This is a genomic window from Thalassospira lucentensis (assembly GCF_032921865.1).
Classification (GTDB): Bacteria; Pseudomonadota; Alphaproteobacteria; order Rhodospirillales; family Thalassospiraceae; genus Thalassospira; species Thalassospira lucentensis_A.
This window is the reverse complement of the sequence record NZ_CP136684.1, coordinates 1,142,464-1,164,165: the sequence shown is the minus strand read 5'-3', so window position 1 is coordinate 1,164,165 and position 21,702 is coordinate 1,142,464. Positions and strand designations below refer to the sequence as shown.

The 21,702-nt window shown below is 54.7% G+C and carries 21 protein-coding genes; 17 read left to right on the top strand and 4 right to left on the bottom strand.

Going from position 1 to position 21,702, the window contains the following annotated elements:
• Positions 1-108 precede the first annotated feature (108 nt).
• From R1T41_RS05890 to R1T41_RS05875, 4 genes are all read left to right on the top strand, one after another.
• Positions 109-1,692, top strand: a complete 1,584-nt coding sequence (locus R1T41_RS05890) for an ABC transporter ATP-binding protein (RefSeq protein WP_317341567.1) — start codon at positions 109-111, stop codon at positions 1,690-1,692.
• The gene (locus R1T41_RS05885; protein ID WP_114109455.1) at positions 1,679-2,758 is read left to right on the top strand and encodes an ABC transporter permease; all 1,080 of its coding nucleotides are present in this window, start codon (positions 1,679-1,681) and stop codon (positions 2,756-2,758) included. Before R1T41_RS05890 ends, R1T41_RS05885 begins: the two co-directional genes overlap by 14 nt.
• The gene (locus R1T41_RS05880) at positions 2,758-3,678 is read left to right on the top strand and encodes an ABC transporter permease (RefSeq protein WP_317340575.1); all 921 of its coding nucleotides are present in this window, start codon (positions 2,758-2,760) and stop codon (positions 3,676-3,678) included. Before R1T41_RS05885 ends, R1T41_RS05880 begins: the two co-directional genes overlap by 1 nt.
• A 202-nt stretch (positions 3,679-3,880) precedes the next feature.
• Entirely contained in the window at positions 3,881-4,963 is a 1,083-nt protein-coding gene (locus R1T41_RS05875; RefSeq protein WP_258547379.1) for a BMP family ABC transporter substrate-binding protein, read from the top strand.
• Positions 4,964-5,034: 71 nt separating this feature from the next.
• Here the strand turns inward: R1T41_RS05875 and R1T41_RS05870 are convergent, their stop codons facing one another.
• The gene (locus tag R1T41_RS05870; RefSeq protein ID WP_062960631.1) at positions 5,035-5,418 is read right to left on the bottom strand and encodes a hypothetical protein; all 384 of its coding nucleotides are present in this window, start codon (positions 5,416-5,418) and stop codon (positions 5,035-5,037) included.
• 268 nt (positions 5,419-5,686) lie between these two features.
• On the opposite strand from R1T41_RS05870, the gene R1T41_RS05865 reads away from it, so the two are divergent.
• The 3 genes from R1T41_RS05865 to R1T41_RS05855 all read left to right on the top strand — a co-directional run bounded on the left by R1T41_RS05865 (position 5,687) and on the right by R1T41_RS05855 (position 8,535).
• The gene (locus R1T41_RS05865; protein ID WP_062960632.1) at positions 5,687-6,220 is read left to right on the top strand and encodes a PAS domain-containing protein; all 534 of its coding nucleotides are present in this window, start codon (positions 5,687-5,689) and stop codon (positions 6,218-6,220) included.
• Between the two features lie 26 nt (positions 6,221-6,246).
• On the top strand, positions 6,247-7,422 hold the full coding sequence (locus R1T41_RS05860; protein ID WP_317340572.1) for a methyl-accepting chemotaxis protein: 1,176 nt from the start codon (positions 6,247-6,249) through the stop codon (positions 7,420-7,422).
• 75 nt (positions 7,423-7,497) lie between these two features.
• Positions 7,498-8,535, top strand: coding sequence for a histone deacetylase family protein (locus tag R1T41_RS05855; RefSeq protein WP_317340570.1), 1,038 nt, complete (start codon positions 7,498-7,500; stop codon positions 8,533-8,535).
• A 9-nt stretch (positions 8,536-8,544) separates the two neighbouring features.
• On the opposite strand, the gene mauJ is transcribed toward R1T41_RS05855, so the two are convergent.
• Complete coding sequence (gene mauJ / locus R1T41_RS05850; RefSeq protein WP_317340569.1) at positions 8,545-9,069, bottom strand: methylamine utilization protein MauJ; 525 nt, start codon at positions 9,067-9,069, stop codon at positions 8,545-8,547.
• Positions 9,070-9,366: 297 nt separating this feature from the next.
• Positions 9,367-10,278: a LysR family transcriptional regulator gene (locus tag R1T41_RS05845; RefSeq protein ID WP_317340568.1), complete on the bottom strand. Its 912-nt coding sequence runs from the start codon at positions 10,276-10,278 to the stop codon at positions 9,367-9,369.
• A 261-nt stretch (positions 10,279-10,539) separates the two neighbouring features.
• Here R1T41_RS05845 and R1T41_RS05840 point away from each other — a divergent pair, with 261 nt between their 5' ends.
• Positions 10,540-11,736 carry a urate hydroxylase PuuD gene (locus R1T41_RS05840; RefSeq protein ID WP_317340567.1) on the top strand — a complete coding sequence of 399 codons (1,197 nt, stop codon included), beginning with the start codon at positions 10,540-10,542 and terminating at the stop codon, positions 11,734-11,736.
• Between the two features lie 96 nt (positions 11,737-11,832).
• Here R1T41_RS05840 and R1T41_RS05835 read toward each other — a convergent pair whose 3' ends face one another.
• Positions 11,833-12,816 carry an MBL fold metallo-hydrolase gene (locus R1T41_RS05835; protein WP_062960637.1) on the bottom strand — a complete coding sequence of 328 codons (984 nt, stop codon included), beginning with the start codon at positions 12,814-12,816 and terminating at the stop codon, positions 11,833-11,835.
• Between the two features lie 95 nt (positions 12,817-12,911).
• On the opposite strand from R1T41_RS05835, the gene R1T41_RS05830 reads away from it, so the two are divergent.
• From R1T41_RS05830 to R1T41_RS05790, 9 genes are all read left to right on the top strand, one after another.
• The gene (locus R1T41_RS05830) at positions 12,912-13,865 is read left to right on the top strand and encodes a LysR family transcriptional regulator (RefSeq protein WP_317340565.1); all 954 of its coding nucleotides are present in this window, start codon (positions 12,912-12,914) and stop codon (positions 13,863-13,865) included.
• A 355-nt stretch (positions 13,866-14,220) separates the two neighbouring features.
• Positions 14,221-15,495, top strand: coding sequence for an urea ABC transporter substrate-binding protein (gene urtA / locus R1T41_RS05825; protein WP_062951166.1), 1,275 nt, complete (start codon positions 14,221-14,223; stop codon positions 15,493-15,495).
• Positions 15,496-15,610: 115 nt separating this feature from the next.
• Positions 15,611-17,305, top strand: coding sequence for an urea ABC transporter permease subunit UrtB (gene urtB, locus R1T41_RS05820; RefSeq protein ID WP_317340562.1), 1,695 nt, complete (start codon positions 15,611-15,613; stop codon positions 17,303-17,305).
• 3 nt (positions 17,306-17,308) lie between these two features.
• Positions 17,309-18,496, top strand: coding sequence for an urea ABC transporter permease subunit UrtC (gene urtC / locus R1T41_RS05815; RefSeq protein ID WP_317340560.1), 1,188 nt, complete (start codon positions 17,309-17,311; stop codon positions 18,494-18,496).
• On the top strand, positions 18,493-19,284 hold the full coding sequence (gene urtD / locus R1T41_RS05810; protein WP_114109462.1) for an urea ABC transporter ATP-binding protein UrtD: 792 nt from the start codon (positions 18,493-18,495) through the stop codon (positions 19,282-19,284). Before urtC ends, urtD begins: the two co-directional genes overlap by 4 nt.
• 2 nt (positions 19,285-19,286) lie before the next feature.
• Positions 19,287-19,982, top strand: a complete 696-nt coding sequence (urtE, locus tag R1T41_RS05805) for an urea ABC transporter ATP-binding subunit UrtE (RefSeq protein ID WP_062951169.1) — start codon at positions 19,287-19,289, stop codon at positions 19,980-19,982.
• Positions 19,983-20,204: 222 nt separating this feature from the next.
• The gene (locus tag R1T41_RS05800) at positions 20,205-21,062 is read left to right on the top strand and encodes an urease accessory protein UreD (RefSeq protein WP_317340557.1); all 858 of its coding nucleotides are present in this window, start codon (positions 20,205-20,207) and stop codon (positions 21,060-21,062) included.
• A gap of 9 nt (positions 21,063-21,071) precedes the next feature.
• Positions 21,072-21,374 (top strand): urease subunit gamma, encoded by a 303-nt coding sequence (locus R1T41_RS05795; RefSeq protein ID WP_007088863.1) that lies wholly within the window; start codon positions 21,072-21,074, stop codon positions 21,372-21,374.
• Between the two features lie 16 nt (positions 21,375-21,390).
• Positions 21,391-21,702, top strand: a complete 312-nt coding sequence (locus R1T41_RS05790) for an urease subunit beta (protein WP_007088864.1) — start codon at positions 21,391-21,393, stop codon at positions 21,700-21,702.

Below are 21,702 nucleotides of genomic sequence, written 5' to 3'. Positions count from 1 at the left end.
CAAACCGTGAACGGGTAATACCTTCGGTGTGCGTGATCGGATCGCAATTTAGGGGTGGCAGCAGTGACGTCGACGACCGGGAATACCGGATCAGATACAGGCTTGGCGATGACAGGCGGGTCAAAACCAGCGCAGCTTGAAGTGCGCGGTGTGACCAAGGCCTTTCCGGGCTGTCTGGCAAATGACGATATCAGTTTCCGTATCGAACCTGGTGAAATCCATGCCCTTCTGGGGGAAAATGGTGCGGGTAAAAGTACGCTTGTAAAAATCATCTATGGCGTGCTGCAGGCCGATCAGGGCGAATTGCTGTGGGAGGGCAAGCCAGTCACGATCCATAGCCCGCATGACGCGCGCGAAATGGGTGTTGGTCTGGTGTTCCAGCATTTCTCGCTGTTCGAAACCATGACGGTTCTGGAAAACATTGCGCTGGCGATGAATGACGTGCGCGATATGGCTGCCCTGCGTCAGCAGGTGATCGAGGTCGAAAAGACCTATGGTCTGCCGCTTGATCCTGATCGTCATGTTTATACACTTTCGGTTGGCGAACGGCAGCGGATCGAAATCGTTCGCTGTCTTCTGCAAAATCCCAAGCTGCTTATCCTGGACGAGCCGACATCGGTTTTGACACCGCAGGAAGTCGAAAAGCTGTTTGAAACATTGCGCCGTCTTGCCGACGAAGGTTGCGCAATCCTTTATATCAGCCACAAACTGCACGAGGTCAAAGCACTGTGTCAGAAGGCAACCGTATTGCGCGGAGGCAAGGTCGTCGGCGGGTGTGACCCGCGCGAGGAGACGGCGAAATCCATGGCCGAAATGATGATCGGCCAGAAACTGACAGCACCCGATCGCAGCGGCACGCGCAGATTCGGTGATGTGCGTCTTGATATTTCCGATCTGTCACTGATCAGTGACGAACAGTTTGGCACCGACCTTAAGGGGATTGGCCTGAAGGTGCGGGGCGGGGAAATCATGGGCGTTGCCGGTGTCGCCGGAAATGGCCAGAACGAACTGTTTCAGGCACTGGCCGGTGAAACCGAAATCATCGGCACACCCGACTGCATCAAGATTGATGGCAATCCGGTTGCACATTTTGGTCCGCGCCGACGCCGTCGGCTTGGCGCGGCTTTTGTGCCTGAGGAACGCAACGGGCATGGCGCTGTTCCTGATATGAGCCTTTCGGAAAACGGGTTTTTGACCGCGTTCCGGCGCATGGCGCTGTCCGCGCGTGGTTTGATCCGCGAAGTCCCAACCCGTACATTTGCCGACAAGATTATTAAGACATTTGATGTGCGTACCACCGGTGCCTCGGCCGAGGCCGGAAGCCTGTCGGGTGGGAACCTTCAGAAGTTTATCGTCGGGCGTGAAATCCTTCAGGATCCGGGCGTACTGGTGATTTCACAGCCGACCTGGGGTGTTGATGCCGGTGCGGCAAGTGCCATCCATCAGGCATTGCTTGATCTGGCGGCAAAGGGCACGGCGGTTCTGGTGATTTCGCAGGATCTGGACGAAATTTTCGCCATCTGTGATCAGGTGGTGGTGATGTCCGAAGGCAAGATGTCCGCCCCGCGGCCAATGGCCGATGTCAGTGTCGAGGAAATCGGTTTGTTGATGGGGGGACTTCACGATCTGGATGGCGACGTAACCCTGAAGACGAAAGAGCTTATCGAAGGAGATCGCGTTGGTCAGGCTTGAACCCCGTCGCCAGCATAGTCAGGCGATGGTCTATCTGTCGCCGGTTCTGGCAATTCTCATGACGCTGATAGTCGGCGGGATCATCTTTTCCTTTATGGGCAAGAACCCGTTTGATGCGCTTTACACATTTTTCATCCTGCCGATCAACAACAGCTATGGCATTTCCGAACTGTTTGTGAAGGCAACCCCGCTTGTGATCATCGCCATCGGGCTGTCGATGGGGTTCCGCGCCAATGTCTGGAACATCGGTGCCGAGGGGCAATTGACCATGGGCGCCATATTCGGCGGTGGTCTTGCGCTTTATTTTTATGACAGTGAAAGCATGTTCCTGTTGCCCGCAATGTTTGTGCTTGGGGCAATTGGCGGGGCGTTCTGGGGCGGCATACCAGCACTTCTGCGCACCCGATTTAATGCCAACGAAATTCTGACCAGCCTGATGCTGACCTATGTCGCAACGCTTTTCCTGAGCTTCCTTGTGCATGGTCCGTGGCGCAACCCCGAAGGTTTCAATTTCCCTGAATCCCGTCCATTCCCGGATGCTGGCCTGCTGCCGGTGATTTATGACGGCACGCGCGTTCATCTTGGAACCGCCTTTGCGGTGCTGGTGGTGATTGCCGGTTGGATTTTGCTGTCGAAATCGGTGATCGGGTTCCAGCTGCGTGTGGTTGGTAAGGCCCCACAGGCCGCCCGCCATGTCGGGTTCCGTCAGAAACGCATGGTCTGGTTTACCCTGTTGTTGGGCGGCGCGCTTTCCGGTCTTGCCGGTTTGTTCGAGGTTGCCGGGCCGATTGGCCAGTTGCAGCCTGCCATATCGCCCGGTTATGGCTTTACGGCAATTATCGTTGCCTTCCTTGGGCGGTTGCATCCGCTGGGTATCCTGTTTGGCGGGCTGATTATGGCGCTGACCTATCTGGGTGGGGAATTGGCCCAGATTACGTTGGGGCTACCAAATGCGGTGACCGGCCTGTTTCAGGGGATTTTGCTGTTCTTCCTGCTGGCCTGTGATGTTTTGACCAAGTACCGGGTTCGTTTCGGAACCCCGGCAGCCAAAGGGGAGGCCGCATAATGGATTGGCTCATTCCACTGATCCTGACCGTGATTACGGCATCGACCCCGCTTCTGCTGGCATCGACCGGCGAACTGATTGCCGAAAAATCCGGGGTGCTTAACCTTGGTGTCGAAGGCATGATGCTGGTGGGCGCGATTTCCGGCTTTGCGGTCACCGCATCAAGCGGCTCGGCCATTCTGGGTATTCTGGCGGCAATCGTTGCCGGAATGCTGATGTCGCTGATCTTCGCCTTTCTGACCCTGACCCTGATGGCCAATCAGGTCGCAACGGGTCTGGCGCTGACCATTTTCGGGGTGGGTTTTTCAGCCCTTGTTGGTTCCGGCTTTGTCGGCTTTGCGATCGAACCGCTCCCAGGGCTGAATATCCCGGTTTTGACCGATATTCCGCTGGTTGGCGAAATCCTGTTTGGTCAGGATTTTCTGGTTTATCTGTCGATTGTGATGGTGATTGCGGTTGGGTTCTTCCTGTCGCGTACCCGAGGGGGGCTGATCCTCAAGGCGGTTGGTGATTCCCATCATTCCGCGCATGCCATCGGCTATTCGGTGATCAAAATCCGCTATATGGCTACCATGTTTGGCGGCGCGATGGCAGGCCTTGCCGGGGCATATCTTTCGCTGTCTTATACGCCGATGTGGGCCGAAAACATGACCGCCGGGCGCGGCTGGATCGCGTTGGCGCTTGTCGTGTTTGCAACATGGCGTCCGGGTCGTCTATTGGCGGGTGCCTATATGTTCGGGCTTATTTCGGTATTGCAGCTTCATGCGCAAAGTGCAGGCGTGCATGTGCCGTCGCAATTCATGTCGATGCTGCCATATCTTGCGACCGTGATTGTACTGGTGATCATTTCTAGTGATCGCGCAAAGATCAGACTGAATGCACCTGCCTGTATCGGGCAGGCGTTCCGGCCCGCACAATAGGGCTGGTGAAACGGGATCGGGGTGCGTCAAAGGGTACCCCGACCCGGTGGGAGGAAGTGCGTATCGGACCAACACTCAATCAAACCGGTCTTGTGTCATGCGGCCGGTTTGGCTGAGTCTTGGTCTGGACAAGAACACGTCATTGATTGCGTAAACAATTGGGTTTAAATCCTGATTAGCTGATTAACAGGGAGACCAAATAATGAATGCAAACCTCGTGAAGCGCACGCTTGCCGCCGTTGTGGCAACCGGTGCACTTGCACTCGGCATGGGTGCTGCCCAGGCCGAAGAAGTCAAAGCTGGCTTTGTCTATGTCGGCCCGATCGGTGACCATGGCTGGTCCTATCGCCACGATATCGGCCGTCAGGCAATCGAAGCTGCCCTTGGTGACAATGCCACCACCAGCTATGTCGAAAGCGTTCCGGAAGGTGCGGACGCCGAACGCGTGATCCGCCAGCTGGCCCAGACCGGTCATAACCTGATCTTCACCACCTCGTTCGGTTTCATGAACCCGACCGTCAAGGTTGCCAAGCAGTTCCCGAATGTGAAATTCGAACATGCAACCGGTTACAAACGTGATGCAAACGTTTCGACCTATGCCGCGCGTTTCTATGAAGGTCGTTATGTTGCTGGTGTGATCGCCGGTAAAATGACCAAGTCGAACATTGTCGGCTATGTCGGTTCGTTCCCGATCCCGGAAGTAGTTCGTGGCATCAACTCGTTCATGCTGGGCGCATGGTCGGTTAACCCGGACGTTAAAGTCAAAATCGTATGGGCCAATACTTGGTATGATCCGGGCAAAGAAGGCGACGCTGCCAAGGCACTGATCGACCAGGGCGCTGATATCATGGTTCAGCACACCGACAGCCCGGCGCCGCTTCAGGTTGCCGAGAACCGCGGTATCGTCGGTTTTGGTCAGGCATCTGACATGATCAAGTTCGCACCGAAGGCTCAATTGACTGCGATTGTTGACCATTGGGACGAATATTATGTCGCGCGTGCCAAGGCTGTTGCCGAAGGCACATGGGAATCGACCGACACCTGGGGGGGTATTGATTCCGGTATGGTCGACATGGCACCTTACACCAATATGCCTGATGACGTAAAAGCACTGGCCGAAGAAACCGAAGCCAAGATCGCATCGGGTGAAATCCACCCGTTCGCAGGCCCGATCTATGATCAGGCTGGCGAACTGCGCATCAAGGAAGGCGAAGATGCAACCGACGAAATGCTTCTGGGCATGGACTGGTACATCAAAGGCATCGATGCCGAACTGCCGAAGTAATCACGATCTGCAAGCCTCTTGAGGGCAGCACGACGAACAACCCCGCATACCAGATGCGGGGTTGTTTCGTTTCAGGGCTTCTTGATGCTTGTTTCCGGATCCCCCGGGCGGATGCGTTTCGGGCTGTCGTCGATTTTTTCGTAGGCGATCATTTCCATTTTCGGGTGCAGCAGGGCATAGAGCGCGGCGCGCCAGAATTTCAGTTTGACCTTATGTTCGCGCGTCTTGCCAGCCCAGCGTTCACGGAAAAGCTCCATATCCTCCCGACGGGCAAAATAGATCACCATGTCGACGATGGGGGCGGATTGAGTCGCACGCGGCAGTTCGATATTGCGAATGCCCATGGTCCATCTGTCGCTGCGTATATTCTTGTCCAGCCAGTCAAGCACCCCTTGGGCGGAGTGCTTTTCATGGATGACCACGCGAAATGGAAAGTCCCGAAGATCTTGTGCCATGCTGCTTCCCTGCAAACGTCACCATAATCAGAAAATCAAAAGCATGAACATCTGACAAGGCATGATCGCTGACCGGCGCCGCTATTGTATGTCGGGAGCGCTATGGCCAATTATATTTATCTAATTTTTATCATCACGCTTAGTCTATGTATCACATGGATATTTTACATTTATCATTCGCGGATATATCGTTACATGATATCCGGACATGCAAAACTGCTGTGATCTACAATGGCAGGTTATCGGACAGAAAATCGGGGACAGAAACGTGAGCGAAACGCTAGTCAGGTCCAAGCCAACCGGCAAGGAACGCCATTTCAAGCCTGAAGAACTGATTGTCAGTAAAACGGACCTTAAGGGCCGGATTACCTATGCCAACGAGGTTTTTCTGCGTCTTTCCGACTACCGTGAAAAGGAAGTTCTGGGCCAGCCCCATTCGATCATTCGTCATCCCGACATGCCGCGCTGCGTTTTCAAGTTGCTTTGGGATGAAATCGCTGCTGGTCACGAGATTTTCGCCTATGTCGTGAACATGTCAAAGAACGGCGATCACTACTGGGTATATGCGCATATCACGCCCAGTCTTGACGCGAATGGCAAAATTATTGGCTACCATTCGAACCGTCGGGTGGCTGATCCGAAAGTCCTCAAGGATAAGATCATCCCGCTTTACGCGGAACTCCGCCAGATCGAAGAAAGCACTGCCAACCGCAAGGACGGCATGATTGCGGCTGGTAAGGCGCTGGCGCAAAAGCTTTCAGATGCCGGTCTGGCATACGACAAATTCATTCAAAGCCTTTAGGCTGATTGCTAATTCGAGGTTTCAAAATGTCGCTATTTGGTGGTTCCAGCAAATCGGGGATCAAAAAGGCACTGGACGTTGTTCTTGCCGCGGCGGAGGGTGATTACGAAGCACGCATTACCAATGTCGACAGTCATCCCGACATGCGCGAACTTTTCATCGCGATCAACAGGCTGATCGACCGCAATGACGCCTTCCTGCGGGAAAGTGCGGCATCCATGGGCGCGGTTTCTGAAAACCGTTATTATCGCAGGATTGTCGAAACCGGATTGGTCGGTGCCTATCTGACGTCGGCGCAGAAAATCAATGCGGCAACTTCGTCGATTGAAAAGAAGCTTACCGGCTTTAACACCATCATCGAAGAATTCAAAAGCGGTTCGTTCGAGGCTGTTGATCAGATTGCCGAAGCCGCAGGTGCACTTTCAAACGCATCGGGTGATGCCAACCGCATTGCGCACGAAACCAGTTCGCGTTCGACCAACGTTGCTGCTGCGGCCCGCCAGACTGCCGCCAATGTTTCGGGCGTTTCCGAGGCATCCGAAGAATTGAACCAGTCGATCCGCACCGTTGCCGATCAGGCCCGTGAATCGGTTGAAATTGCCCATCGCGCCAATGGTCTGGCGCAGGAAACCGATGGCCGGATTGGTCAGCTCGAAGCCGCCGCAGGCGAAATCGTAGAAGTCGTCAGTTTTATCCGCGATATTGCTGCGCAGACCAACCTTCTGGCATTGAATGCCACTATCGAAGCTGCCCGTGCTGGTGAAGCAGGCAAGGGCTTTGCTGTTGTCGCCAACGAGGTCAAGGGACTGGCCAACCAGACCAGCAAGGCCACTGAATCGATTGAGGAAAAAGTTCAGGATATCCAGAATGCGATCGAAGCGTCGGTTAATTCGATCCGCGAAATTGCATCTGTCATTGATGATCTGGCCGCCCGTTCGGACCTGATTTCGAACAATGTCGAAACCCAGACGGCACTGTCATCGAACATCACACGCAATGTCGAACAGGCATCCAGCGGCGCACAGGAAGTCACCGACAATATCACCGTGGTTTCCGAAATGGCCGGTCAGACGGGCGAGGCTGCCGATACCACGCGTGATATGGCGGGCAAACTGGCGCGGGAGTCTGAAAATCTGCGCAAACAGCTTGGCGGGTTCCTTGAAACCATCGCCGAACTGCTATACAGCACCGCGCGCAAATAGCTACCTGTTAAGAACTTTCTGCTACGATAAGGGGATAGATGCCCCTTATCGCCTTTGCCGGAAAGGAAGTCAGTCATGCGTGTGTTTTTTAATTCCCGCCACGATGCCCATGACGGGAATGGTGAAATGCACCATGGGCGTTTGATTCCATGCTTTGAAAATTCCCGCCGTATGGCAATTATCCGTGATGCGGTGGCCCACTCGGTGCAGGCGCAACTTGTTGATCCGGCCGATCACGGCATGGCACCGATTGCCTCAATTCATGATGCGGATTATCTGGCCTTTCTTGAAAACGCATGGGCGGACTGGAATGCGGCGGGCAACGACCACGACGCTTTTCCCTATGTCTGGCCAACGGCCGGATTTTCAGGCGGCAAACCCGTCCATATCAGCGCGCGTCTTGGGCAATATGCCATTTCATCCGATACCCCGATTACCAAGGGAACGTGGAAGGCGGCCTATTGGGGCGCGCAAACAGTGGTATCGGCGGCCGATGCTGTCTGGAACGATGGCGAGGCATCCTTTGCCCTGACCCGCCCGCCGGGACATCATGCGCATGCCAATCGTTATGGCGGATATTGTTTCCTCAATAACTCGGCCATTGCTGCCCAGCAGATGATTGCCAAGGGTGCTAGAAAGGTTGCGATACTTGATATCGATTACCATCATGGCAACGGAACGCAGGATATTTTCTATGACCGTGGTGATGTTCTGACTGTCTCGATTCATGCCGACCCGAAACACCAGTTTCCGTTCTTCATGGGCTATGAAAACGAAACCGGTCGTCTGGGCGGGCAGGGGGCGAACCTGAATATCGTGCTTCCCGGCGGATCGGATTTTGGGCCGTGGTCACAAGGTTTTTCAAAGGCCATTCAGAAAATCATCACATGGCAGCCCGAAGCCCTGGTGATCGCCCTTGGCGTTGATGCCCATGAGGCCGAAACGCTGTGCGATTTCAGACTGCAAACCGATGATTTCAAACGGATCGGACAAATGATCGGGCGATTGGGATTGAAAACCGTCTTTGTCATGGAAGGTGGTTATGCCCATGACGTCATCGGGTTCAATGTCGCGGCTGTTTTGGGAGGCTACTTGCAGGAAATTAAGGGATAAGAAAAATCTCTAATAATTGCCTTTTTCTTGTTCTTCAAAGAATTTCAGTGAGTTCTTGTGATATGAAAACGCATAAATATAATCGTCGGTGTTCAACGTTTCTTTGATTACACAACGAGCTAGATCGTGCATTGGATTGACGGCATATTTGAAAAGCTCATTTTCATCTTCGTTATCTAAATTGATTGAAGAGTCTTCGAAGTAATGTGCTGCTTGGTTTCGAACTTCTTTGAATAAGAATTTGGATATGCTGATACCTTTTTGAGATGACTTGTCTTCAATGAAGGCCATGCACCGTTTGTTTAGATTGGTCATATAGGGTATTTTTTGATTAATTATTTGGTCTAAATTGTCTGTTCCTTCCCGCCTTTTAATGATTTCTAATATTTTGTAATAGGATAAGCAGGAATCCGCTAAGGAGTACCGTTCTGCCGATTTTCCGTGCCGGTAAAAAGCAAGTGCATTTGCTACAACTGGATCAGTTGTTAGTTCAAAGCAGTCAGGAAATCCACCAAGACATCCTGAGAAAAGCATGCGTTGCTCCCGGTCAAATTGAGAAATCTTAACAGCACTTCCCGAAGAACCGCTTGTTGTTCAATAGGCTTGCCCTGAGCACCAGCTCAAATGGCTGAGGAAAGTGTTCGTTAATGTAATGGCATCGCTCATCTGAATTTTCTGATTGTTGAGGTCTATGTGAATGGACGCCTGATTGTCTTTCTTAAGGGGAAGTATTGTGAACTCCTTAAAGTTAATCCAAATAACCTGCTCCCGGTCCGTCCATTCGCCGTACCCCATAACTGGAAGATTAAGCCAATAACCACTTGCCATCCTTTAATGCTCCCATGGCGGTGTTCCGCCAAACTCGCCTACCAGAAAATCGACAAAGGCACGTACGCGTGTCGGCAGGTAACGGTTTTCGGGATAAAGCGCGTAAACCGCATGGGCTGGGGGCGTGTAATCGGGCAGAACCACCTGAAGCTGGCCGTTGCGGATATATTCGCCGACTTCCCAGTAGGATTTAAGGGCGATGCCATGCCCGTCAAGGCACCAGCGGGTCAGGACTTCGCCATTGTCTGAATCCATGGATCCCGAAACCGACAGGGTCACCGGGCCTTCTTCCTGTGAGCCGAGCAGGGTCCATTGATATTGACGTGATCCCGGAAATCGCAGCAACAGGCAGTTATGGTGCAGTAAATCACCGGGTGCGATGGGGATACCATGCCTTTTCAGATAGGCCGGGCTTGCCACCAGCATGCGTTTGTTGGCCGCAAGCTTGCGCACGATCAGCGAGCTTTCCTTTAACTCGGCAATGCGAATGGCAAGGTCGACCTTGTCCTGAAGCAGGTCAAGCAAACGGTCGGAAAGGTGCAGTCTGACCTGTACATCGGGGTTCTTCTCGACAAATTTCGGGATGATCGGTGCGACATATTTATTGCCAAACGCAATCGGGCAGGTCAGCGTTACCGGGCCGCGCGTGGTGTTTTTCTGGTTGGCGATGGCGTTTTCGGCTTCCTGCATTTCGGCCAGAATGCGCAGGCAGTGCCGGTAATATACATCGCCTTCGGTGGTAAGGTTCACCCGGCGTGTGGTGCGGTTCAAAAGCCTGACACCCAGCCGTTCTTCAAGGCGTGCAATCCGGTTTGAAACAACCGCCGCCGAATGGCGCAATTCGCGCCCGGCAGCAGACAGGTTTCCAAGCTCGGCTACGCGGACAAAAATCTGAATGTCCTCAAAGTCGGACATGGGTTGCGGGCTCCTGATACAGCTTTTTTATTTTCTGAATTTGTATTCTTCCAAATCCTGACGGTCACTGTGCCATTTTAAAAAATAACTTGAAAGTCATTTCGATTATGCACCTGCCCTTAATAATAGAGCGCCCGGATACGCTATGTTAGGACTCTGATTGGAATAATTCCGGATCAATGTGGTCAGATGTATCGCATAACCGGCAAGGGGACAGCAGGGCAGTATGAGAGACGTCCTGCAAGACGGAGGTTTCAACGGGTGGATATTCTGTTTCAGGACTGGATCAATCTGATCCTGCGCTGGGCGCATTTGATCACCGGTATCGCGTGGATCGGTTCATCCTTTTACTTCGTCTGGCTTGATCTGAGCCTGCGCAAGCGTCCCGGCATGGACGAGGGCGTGTATGGCGAGGCATGGATGGTCCATGGCGGCGGGTTTTACCATGTCAATAAATGGATGGTCGCGCCGAAATCCATGCCGCCCGAACTGCACTGGTTCAAATATGAAGCCTATTTTACCTGGCTGACCGGTTTTGCGCTTCTGGTGACGATGTATTACTGGAGTGCCGAAAGCTATCTGATCGATCCGAATATCATGCCGCTTGGCAAATGGGATGCGATCCTGATCGGGCTTGCCAGCCTGTTTGCCGGTTGGGTGATCTATGACATCATCTGCAAAAGTGCGATTGGTAAAAGTACCGGCAAGCTTGCGGTTGCATTATTCATCCTGATCATGGCAGCGAGTTATCTGTTTACCCATGTCTTCAGCGGTCGCGGGGCGTTTATTCATGTCGGTGCGATGATTGGCACGATCATGGCCGCCAACGTGTTTCGCATCATCATTCCCAACCAGAAAAAGGTCGTCGCTAGCCTGATGGCGGGCGAAAAACCCGATCCGGCATTGGGATTGCAGGCCAAGCAGCGATCCACGCATAACAACTATCTGACTCTTCCAGTTTTGCTGATGATGATCAGCAACCATTATTCGATGCTGTTTTCCCATGATCAGTCGTGGCTGATTGTCGGCCTGATCCTGATCATTGGTGGGTTGGTGCGCCATTTCTTTAACACGCGTAATGCCGGGGGCCGCGGCAAGGCGATTGCATGGCAACTGCCATCGGCTGCGGTGGGCATGGCAATCCTGGCGCTGTTTGCGTCCTATGATCCCGATGCCGCCAAGCTGGCCGATCAGGAAATCATCACCGGCGATCATGCGCTGGCGATTGTTCAGACCCGCTGCACGGCCTGCCATTCTGCCAACCCGACCGATGAAGGCTTTGACGAGGCGCCGATGGGCGTAATGTTTGATGACATCGCGCAGGTCAAAGCCAATGCGCAGCGTGTTCTGGCCCAGTCCGTTATCGGGCGTGCCATGCCGCTTGGCAACATGACCGAAATGACGGACGAAGAACGGGTACAACTGGGGCAGTGGATCCGTGCCGGGATGCCGGAATAGCCGGTTTTGTCGAAAAAGGAAATCAAAGGGCGGCCTGCGTGATGCAGGTCGCCCTTTTTTCGTCTGGCGTCTTAAGCGCGGGTCGGGGAAGTCGGATCAGACGTCAGCGCGATAGTTCATCGGCACCCAGTCAAACATCGTGCTGTCTTCGATGACATGCCCAATACCCGGGAAGGCGATATGGCACCCGGCAACCAGATATTTTTCTGATACGGCTTCGGCAAAGGCAGCCTCGCGGGTGGTTATCGCCTGATCTGGATCGACATCAAACGCAATCGAGACACCCGGTTCGTCAAACTGGATGACATCGCCGTGGGTGATGTCGCCCCAATAAACGAACTTTTCGCCTTTGCTTTCAAACCAAAGTGCACTGTGGCCCGGTGTATGACCCGGACGATGCGTTGAATTGATCAGGCCCGGAACGGGTGATGCATTGGCCTCGTAAGTCGAAAGTGTACCGCTTTCGCTATAGAGCTTTGTCGATAGGACGGCCTGATCAAAATACTGCTTGGCACTTTCCGGCGCCTTGTCGCGGTTTTCAGTGCTCAGCCAGTATTCGGCATCAAGTTTCGGTACATGCACCGTGGCGTTGGGGAAGGCTTTCTTGCCGTTCATGATCAATCCACCGCTATGATCGGTGTGAATGTGGGTAATCACCACATCATCGATCTGATCGGGGTGATAGCCCGACGCGATGATATTGGCCGGCAATTTACCAAGTTCCGGTCCCAACAGGTCGCTGGTCCCGGCATCAAGCAAAACAAGACGGTCGCCGAAATTCAGAAGATAGGCATTCACGGATGTCGATGTCGGGGTTCCCTGAAATGCATTGGCAAGGGCCGTGCGCGCATGTTCGGGGCTGGTATTCAGATACAGATCGGCAAGCGGGAACTGCCCGGTCCCATCCGAAAGTGCGGTAACTTCGACGTCGCCCACCATCAGCCGGTAATATCCGGGGGCCTGTGTGCCCACCAGTGGCGCCTTGGCCGCGGCGCGCAATGGAATAAAAACGGTGCTGGCCGTCGCCCCGATGGCAGCGGCAGCAAGCGAACCTTTAAGCATGTCTCTGCGTGACAGCATCAGAATATTCTCCCTCAATCAAATGCCGGGATTTAACCGGCAGCTTGTAACGCGATAGAGAAAGGCTATATTCCAATCAGTCAGTAATCAAATCGATGCGGATCATGGATACTATTGATCATTTCAATTTAAGGTCATTTGACCTCAATCTCATGATTGCGTTTGACGCAATGATGCAAGAGCTAAGTGTCACAAAATCTGCGGAAAAGTTGCGGATTGGGCAGTCCGCCATGAGCCACAATTTATCAACGCTCCGGATGCTGTTGCAGGATGATCTTTTTGTCCGTGTCGGACAGAAAATGCAGCCAACCGCAAAAGCGCGCGCATTGGCCGGACCGGTTCGGGCCGCATTGACACAGGCACAAAGTGCGCTGCAGTCGACCGACAGTTTCGATCCGGACACGGCAGATCGCATTTTCCGGATCGGTATCACCGGCGAAATGGAAATGGTTCTGTTGCCGGCATTGGTGCACCATTTGCAATCAACCGCACCCGGTGTGCGTCTGGTGAGTCGTTCGATCACTGTCGAGACGGTCGATCTGATGCTAAATGCCGGGGAAATCGATCTGGCAATCGGATGCAAGGAATCCCGCCAGATTGGCGAAGTGCTGTTTGAATCCAGTGTGGCCTGTTGCTTTAACCCCGATATGTGCAAGCTGACACTGCCGCTATCTCGCGAAACATACCTTGGCGCACGCCACGCGGTCCTGTCCCAGACGGGAAATGTCGAAGGCTGCGTTGGTGATGCCTTGCGCGCAATTGGCATTGATCTTGATGTCGTTCTGGCCGCGCCGGATTTCATGCCGTTGCTTGCCGCTGCCCGGAACGCTCCGATTGTCGCGACTGTGCCGCGCAGGATTGCGGCACAATATGCGCCGTTATTTGGGCTGGTGTTCTGTGAAATGCCTATTCCGCTGAACTTTCCGCCGGTGACCATGAACTGGCCGATCTGGGCGGATAAGGATGTGGGGCTGGTCTGGTTGCGTAATCGGATCAGATCAGTGATCGGCGACATTTCAACGGATCTGCCTGCCATTGCGGCACAATGATTGACCCGCATTACTGCATATAAGCAACCCCGCCGGCGAACCGGCGGGGCGGGATGCTTCGGCCTATGGGCATTGTGGTGCAATAACCGCAGAAAGGCGAAACTTCCGCCCCTCAGATAAGGGCTGAGCGGCCGCAGGTCAACGTGATTAAAAAATAATCAAATTTTAATTAATGATCGAAAAGTGATCATTGAAATCGCGTCCGGCGCAAATATTTTCCGTTTTTTGCCTGTTAAATAGTTGGATATTGCGTTGAGTCGCCGCGATTTCTGGCGCTGCAGCATATTATTCGGAATCTGGCACGATTTTAGCAAGCACCACTGCGGTGCAATAAACTCGCAGTGGAGGCAATAGAATGAATAAGAAGCTTCAGGCGCTTATGGGCGCTGGGGCCTTGGCTTGGTCGGCAATGACCATGTCAAATGCCCAGGCCGCTGATACGATTAAAGTCGGCGTTCTGCACTCTCTCTCTGGGACGATGGCTATTTCGGAAACCACGCTGAAGGATACGGTCCTGATGCTGGTGGACGATCTGAATAAAAATGGCGGCCTGTTGGGGAAACAGGTTGAGGCAGTTGTTGTCGATCCGGCTTCGGATTGGCCGCTTTTCGCCGAAAAAGCACGTGAACTGATTGAAAAAGACAAGGTCGATGTCGTGTTCGGCTGCTGGACCTCGGTCTCGCGCAAGTCGGTACTGCCGGTCTTCGAAGAACTGAACAGCATGCTGTTCTATCCGGTTCAGTATGAAGGCGAGGAAAGCTCGCGCAACGTGTTCTATACCGGTGCCGCGCCGAACCAGCAGGCAATCCCGGCTGTTGACTACCTGATGAGCGAAGATGGCGGCGGTGCCGAGCGTATCGTTCTTCTGGGAACGGACTATGTCTATCCGCGCACGACCAACAAAATCCTGCGTTCCTACCTGAATGGCAAGGGTATCTCCGATGAAGACATCATGGAGAATTATACCCCGTTCGGTCATTCCGATTGGCAGTCGATTGTTGCCGATGTGAAGGCATTCGCATCCACCGGCAAGAAAACCGCAGTGGTTTCGACCATTAATGGTGATGCCAACGTGCCGTTCTACAAGGAACTCGCCAACCAGGGCATCAAAGCCGAAGACATTCCGGTTGTTGCCTTCTCGGTCGGTGAAGAAGAACTGGCTGGTATCGATACCGCGCCGCTGGTCGGTCATCTGGCTGCCTGGAACTATTTCCAGTCGGTTGAGTCCGATGCGAACTCGGCCTTCATCGAAAAATGGCATGCCTTTATCGGTGATGAAAAACGCGTAACCAACGATCCGATGGAAGCAACCTATATCGGCTTTAACATGTGGAAACAGGCTGTTGAACAGGCTGGCACCACCGATGTCGATGCCGTCCGTCAGGCCATGTATGGCCAGGAAGTTGCAAACCTGACCGGCGGTACTGCTGTCATGAACACGAACCATCACCTGTCCAAGCCGGTTCTGATCGGCGAAGTGCAGGATGATGGCCAGTTTGACATCGTTTGGGAAACCGAAGGCACCGTCGTTGGCGATGCATGGTCGGACTTCCTGCCAGAAAGCGCAAAACTGACCGCCGACTGGACCTATCCGTGGGTCTGCGGCAACTGTGAAAAACCGATGTATTGATCGGGATTGGACAGGCTGGCTGTTGATACAGCCAGCCTGTTTTTCGTTGTCCTGATGATTGGGCAACCATTCTTTTTGCGATTTCTGATATCCGATTTTCAAAGGCTTGGTGACCATGCGTACTGTCATGACCGCTGTCCTGTGCCGTTTCCGTATCCGCGCGAACAATTCCCTGCCTGTCCTGTTTGCCCTGGCCGCAATTTTTGCGGTGATGGTGCTGGCATCGCCGCGACCGGCACACGCATTTAGCGATGAAGAACTGCGCAATATAACGGAACAGCTCAACCATAAAAGTTCGACCAAAAAGGTTGAAGCAATCGAGGCCATGGCCGCCGATGGCGACCCCCGCGTCGCGCCGATCCTGAATGCGATGCTTGAAGGCAACCTGTTCGTCCGCGCCAGCGACGAGCATGTCGTGATTGGCGAGAAAAAGGGCAAGGTCTGGAACCATATCGACGTCGTCAGCGGCGAGGTTGTGGGAGAAAGCGGTTCCAAGGAACTCGACAAGATCAAGATCAACAACCGTCTGCGTGGCGCGCTGCGCGATGCGTTGGCCGCCCTTAACCTGTTTAGTCAGGATATCGGCATCCGTACTGCCGCCGTCGAGCAGGTCATGGACGCCCGCGATCCGTCGATGTTGCCATTGCTGATCCGCGCGATCGAGCGTGAAGAGGATGCGACGCTTCTGGCACGGATGGAGCTTGCACGGGCGACCATGGCGCTGGCGGCCGGTGAAACCACCGAGGAACGTCTGACCGCCATCGAAGTGCTGGCCAGCGAAACCACACCGCAAATCCGTGCGGTATTGTCGCAATTCGTTGCCAGTGCCGAAGCCGAAGGCTATCAGCCCGAAGTCGTTGCAGCGGCCAAAGACGCGCTTGCCGAGGTTGAGGGTCGGCTTTCGATGTGGCAGACGCTGGGGGATGTGTATCGCGGCATCAGTCTTGGATCCGTGCTGTTGCTTGCCGCAGTTGGCCTTGCCATCACCTTTGGCGTGATGGGCGTGATCAATATGGCGCACGGCGAAATGATCATGATCGGTGCCTATACCACCTTTGTCGTGCAGCAGATTTTTTCATCTGTCATTCCGTCGGGTTCGCCGTGGTCGTTGGTGATTGCGGTGCCTGCGGCATTCGTTGTTGCCGGTCTGGTAGGCATCGTGATCGAACGCTGCGTGATCCGGTTCCTGTATGGTCGTCCGCTTGAAACGCTTCTGGCGACTTGGGGTGTCAGCCTTGTCTTGCAGCAGGCGATCCGAAGCCTGTTTGGCGCAACCAACCAGCAGGTTACCGCCCCTGATTTCATGAGCGGCGCACTTGAGCTTTCAAGCGGTCTGGTGCTGACCTACAACCGGTTGTGGATCATCCTGTTCAGTCTGATTGTGGTGGGTGGAATCGCGATTGTGCTGCGCTATACCGCCTTTGGCCTTCAGATGCGTGCCGTGACCCAGAACCGCCGCATGGCCGGGTCGGTCGGCATTCGCACCGGATATGTCGATGCCCTGACTTTCGGGCTTGGTTCCGGGATTGCCGGGATTGCCGGTGTCGCGCTTAGCCAGATTTCAAACGTCAGCCCGAACCTTGGCCAAGCTTACATCATCGACAGTTTCATGGTCGTGGTGTTTGGTGGGGTTGGCAATCTTTGGGGCACGGTTCTTGGCGCGTTCAGTCTTGGCATCGTGAACAAGTTTCTTGAACCGGTGGCCGGTGCGGTGCTGGCGAAAATCTTTGTTCTGATTGCGCTGATCCTGTTCATCCAGAAACGACCAAAGGGCCTGTTTGCCCTTAAGGGTCGCGCGGTGGAGGCCTGATACATGACCGACTATCGCACGAAATACCAAATGACGCCGGTGATCGGGTGGCTGTTGCGTGATCGCGGCGGGATGATCCTGCTTGCGATCCTGATTGCGGCGTCCATCCTGATCCCGGTCGGCAACCTGATCGTACCGGAAGGATCGGCCTTTCATGTTCCGACATGGATGATGAGCCTGCTTGGCAAATATCTTTGCTATGCGTTGCTGGCGCTTTCGGTTGATCTGATCTGGGGGTTCTGCGGGATTCTAAGCCTTGGTCACGGGGCGTTCTTTGCGCTTGGCGGCTATGCCATGGGTATGTATCTGATGCGCCAGATCGGGGATCGCGGGGTTTACGGCAACCCGGAACTCCCGGATTTCATGGTGTTCCTGAACTGGACCGAATTGCCGTGGTACTGGTACGGCTTTGACATGTTCTGGTTCGCCATCGTGATGGCGATGTTCGTGCCGGGGCTTCTGGCTTTTGTGTTTGGTTTCCTTGCCTTCCGGTCCCGGGTGACGGGGGTGTATCTTTCGATCATCACCCAGGCGATGACCTATGCGCTGTTGCTGGCATTCTTCCGCAACGATATGGGCTTTGGCGGTAATAACGGCCTGACCGATTTCAAGGATCTGCTTGGTTTCTCGTTGCAGGCCGATGGAACGCGGGCGGCCATGTTCATTGCATCCTGTGTGATGCTGGGCATCTGTTATGTCGTGGCGCGCTGTATTACCAATTCGCGTCTGGGCAAGGTTCTGATTGCGATCCGGGATGCCGAGGCGCGCGTGCGTTTTACCGGTTACCGGGTCGAATATTACAAGCTGTTCGTCTTTACCGTATCGGCCGTGATGGCCGGGATTGCCGGATCGCTTTATGTGCCGCAGGTCGGCATCATCAATCCGGGTGAATTTGCCCCGGCATTGTCGATTGAAATCGTCATCTGGGTGGCGGTTGGCGGGCGCGGTACGTTGTATGGTGCGGTGCTGGGAGCGTTCATCGTGAACTATGCCAAAACCTTCTTTACCGGTGTGATGCCTGATTTCTGGCTGTTCTTCCTGGGCGGGCTGTTCATCGCCGTGACCCTGTTCCTGCCAAAGGGCGTGATCGGTGCGGTGCCCGCATTTGGGGCACCCGACCGGCAATCGGCGTTTAGCACCCTGCGCAAGCGTTTCCTGAACGGGCGTGCAAACGAAGGAGGCAAGGCATGAGCGAGGCAGCCGCAATCGAGATTGAAAAGGCCGAACGCAAGGCCGCCAAAGCCAATACCATCCTTTATGTCGATGGGGTTTCCGTCACCTTTGACGGGTTCCGTGCGCTTAACAGCCTTTCGTTTTATGTCGAGCCGGGCGAGCTTCGCGCGATTATCGGGCCGAACGGCGCGGGCAAGACGACGATGATGGATATCATCACCGGTAAAACCCGGCCCGATACCGGCGATGTGATGTTTCGAAGCGAAGTCGATCTGACGAAGCTTGATGAGGCCGAGATCGCGAACCTTGGCATCGGGCGCAAGTTCCAGAAGCCGACCGTGTTTGAAAGCCATACGGTGTTTGACAATCTGCTGCTGGCCTGTTCGGGCGGGCGTGGCGTGTTTCAGGCGCTTTTCCATCGTTTGGGCAATGACGAGAAGCTTCGCATTGAACAGACGCTTGAAACGATCATGCTGACCGACAAGCGTGACGAGACGGCCGCCAACCTGTCGCACGGGCAGAAACAGTGGCTGGAAATCGGCATGTTGCTGATGCAGGAGCCGGAATTGCTTCTGGTGGATGAACCGGTTGCCGGGATGACGGATTCCGAAACCGAACAGACCGCCAAATTGCTGCGATCCATTGCAACGGATCGGTCGGTTGTGGTGGTCGAACATGACATGGAATTTGTTCGCGACCTTGATTGCAAGGTGACGGTTCTGCACGAAGGATCGGTGCTTGCCGAAGGCCGCCTTGACCATGTTCAGAAAGACCCGCGGGTCATCGAAGTATATTTGGGGCGCTGATCATGCTGGATGTAGCCAATATCGATCTGTTTTATGGGGCGTCGCATGCGCTTCGCAAGGTGTCGCTTAGTGCGGAGACCGGCAAGGTCACGGCGGTTCTGGGGCGCAACGGTGTGGGGAAAACATCGCTGATGCGCGCCGTTGTCGGTCAACATCCGATTGCCGATGGCAACATCACATGGGAAGGCAAAAACATTTCGCGCGATCCGGCGTGGCGTCGTTCGGCGTCCGGGATCGCGATTGTCCCCCAGGGGCGCGAGATTTTCCCGCTTCTGACCGTGAAGGAAAACCTTGAAACCGGGTTTGCCGCCCTTCCGCGCGCCCTTCGTCATATCCCTGACGAGATTTTTGAACTGTTCCCGGTCCTGCGTGACATGCTGGGCCGTCGTGGTGGCGATCTTTCGGGCGGGCAGCAGCAGCAGCTTGCCATCGGGCGGGCGCTGGTCACGCGTCCTAGACTTCTTGTGCTTGACGAGCCGACGGAAGGCATTCAGCCATCGATCATCAAGGATATCCAGCGCGTCATCAAACAGCTGGCGGATCGCGGCGATATGGCGATCCTTCTGGTCGAACAGTATTTTGATTTCGCCCATGAACTGGCCGACGAGATCGTCGTGCTCGAACGTGGCGAGGTGGTGCTGGCGGGGTCCAAGGATGCACTGGATCGCGAAAAGGTGCGGTCGTATCTGACTGTTTGATCAGCATTTGCCAAAATTTTGCGCATGGGTGAATTGGGGCCGGTGCGGTAAATGGCGTGATTGCGGGCTGTGCGGTTTGGCCCGCATCTTGCTGTATTTGCCGATGGGCCAGCCGGTCTGACCACGGGTTAACCGGTTGTGCGACTGAAATATTCAGGTGGCTTTGTGCAGCTTCGCAAACTCGAAAACCCGGTCCGCAGCGATTTGAAGGCGGAACCGCAAATGTCAGACGCTTCCAACCCGATCGTCACCGACGGCCGGGCTGAGGTTGCGTTTAAGCCGTGTGCGGGTTTTGCGGCCCTTGATCATCTTTATTACCGCGATCCGATGAAAATCCTGTTCCCGCGTCCGATGGCCGGGGATCTGGTGACTGCCGTTCTGGTGACGACATCGGGCGGCATGGTGGGCGGCGATCATCTGGCATTCGAAGGCCGGGTCAGGGCAGGGGCATCCGCGCTATTTACCGCCCAGGCCGCAGAAAAGATTTACCGTTCCGCCGGGCCCGATTGCGTGATGTCGGTTGATCTCGTGGCCGAAGATAACGGCTGGCTGGAATGGCTGCCGCATGAAACCATCCTGTTTGATCAGGCGCGTCTGCGCCGCAAGACGAGTGTTTCCGTTGCCGGTTCCGGGCAGGTGATGGCCGGTGAAATCATGGTGTTTGGCCGCCTTGCCCGCGGCGAGGTTTTCACAACCGGGCTGGCGCGTGATGCGTGGGATGTCTCGATTGACGGGCGGCCTGTCTGGCGCGATGCGCTGCATCTGGAAGGTGATGTTTTGCGCATGCTGGATCATCCCGCATCCTTTGATGGGGCGCGGGCGGCGGCGACCGCGATTCTGGTCGGGCAGGGTGCCGAAGATAAGCTTGATATTGCCCGCGATTGTCTGGCGCGCGCATCCGAGGGTTTGATGGAAACGGATGTGTTGTGCGCGGCAACCGCGATGAAGGGGATTGTGATCACGCGTTTCATGGCGCGCGATCCGATGAAATTGCGCCGGGTTTACGGCGCGTGGTGGAAACAGTTCCGCCATGAAACACGCGGACTTCCGGCGCGCCTGCCGCGTCTTTGGGAAATTTAGGAGAACGGCATGAATCTGACGCCACGCGAAAAGGACAAATTGCTGGTTTCAATGGCCGCCATGGTGGCGCGACGCCGCCTTGAACGCGGTGTGAAACTGAACCATCCCGAAGCCATTGCCCTGATCACGGATTTTGTGGTCGAAGGCGCGCGCGATGGCAAATCGGTTGCCGATCTGATGCGTGACGGGGCGACCGTCATCACGCGCGATCAGGTGATGGATGGCATTGCCGAAATGATCCATGAAATTCAGGTCGAAGCGACATTTCCCGACGGGACGAAGCTTGTGACCGTTCACGAACCGATCCGCTAGGCAAAGGAAACAGGCCATGATTCCAGGTGAAATCATTACCAAAGAAGGCAGCCTGATCCTTAATCAGGATCGCGAAACCAAAACACTGACCGTCGCCAATACCGGGGATCGCCCGGTGCAGGTCGGATCCCACTATCATTTTTATGAAACCAATCCGGGCCTTGATTTTGATCGCGAGGCCGCGCGCGGTTTCCGTCTTGATATCCCGGCGGGCACCGCCGTTCGGTTCGAACCGGGCCAGACGCGCGAGGTCAATCTGGTGAAATATGCCGGGTCGGGTGTGGTCTATGGCTTTAATGCCAAAATCAACGGCAAGCTGGGAGCGTAA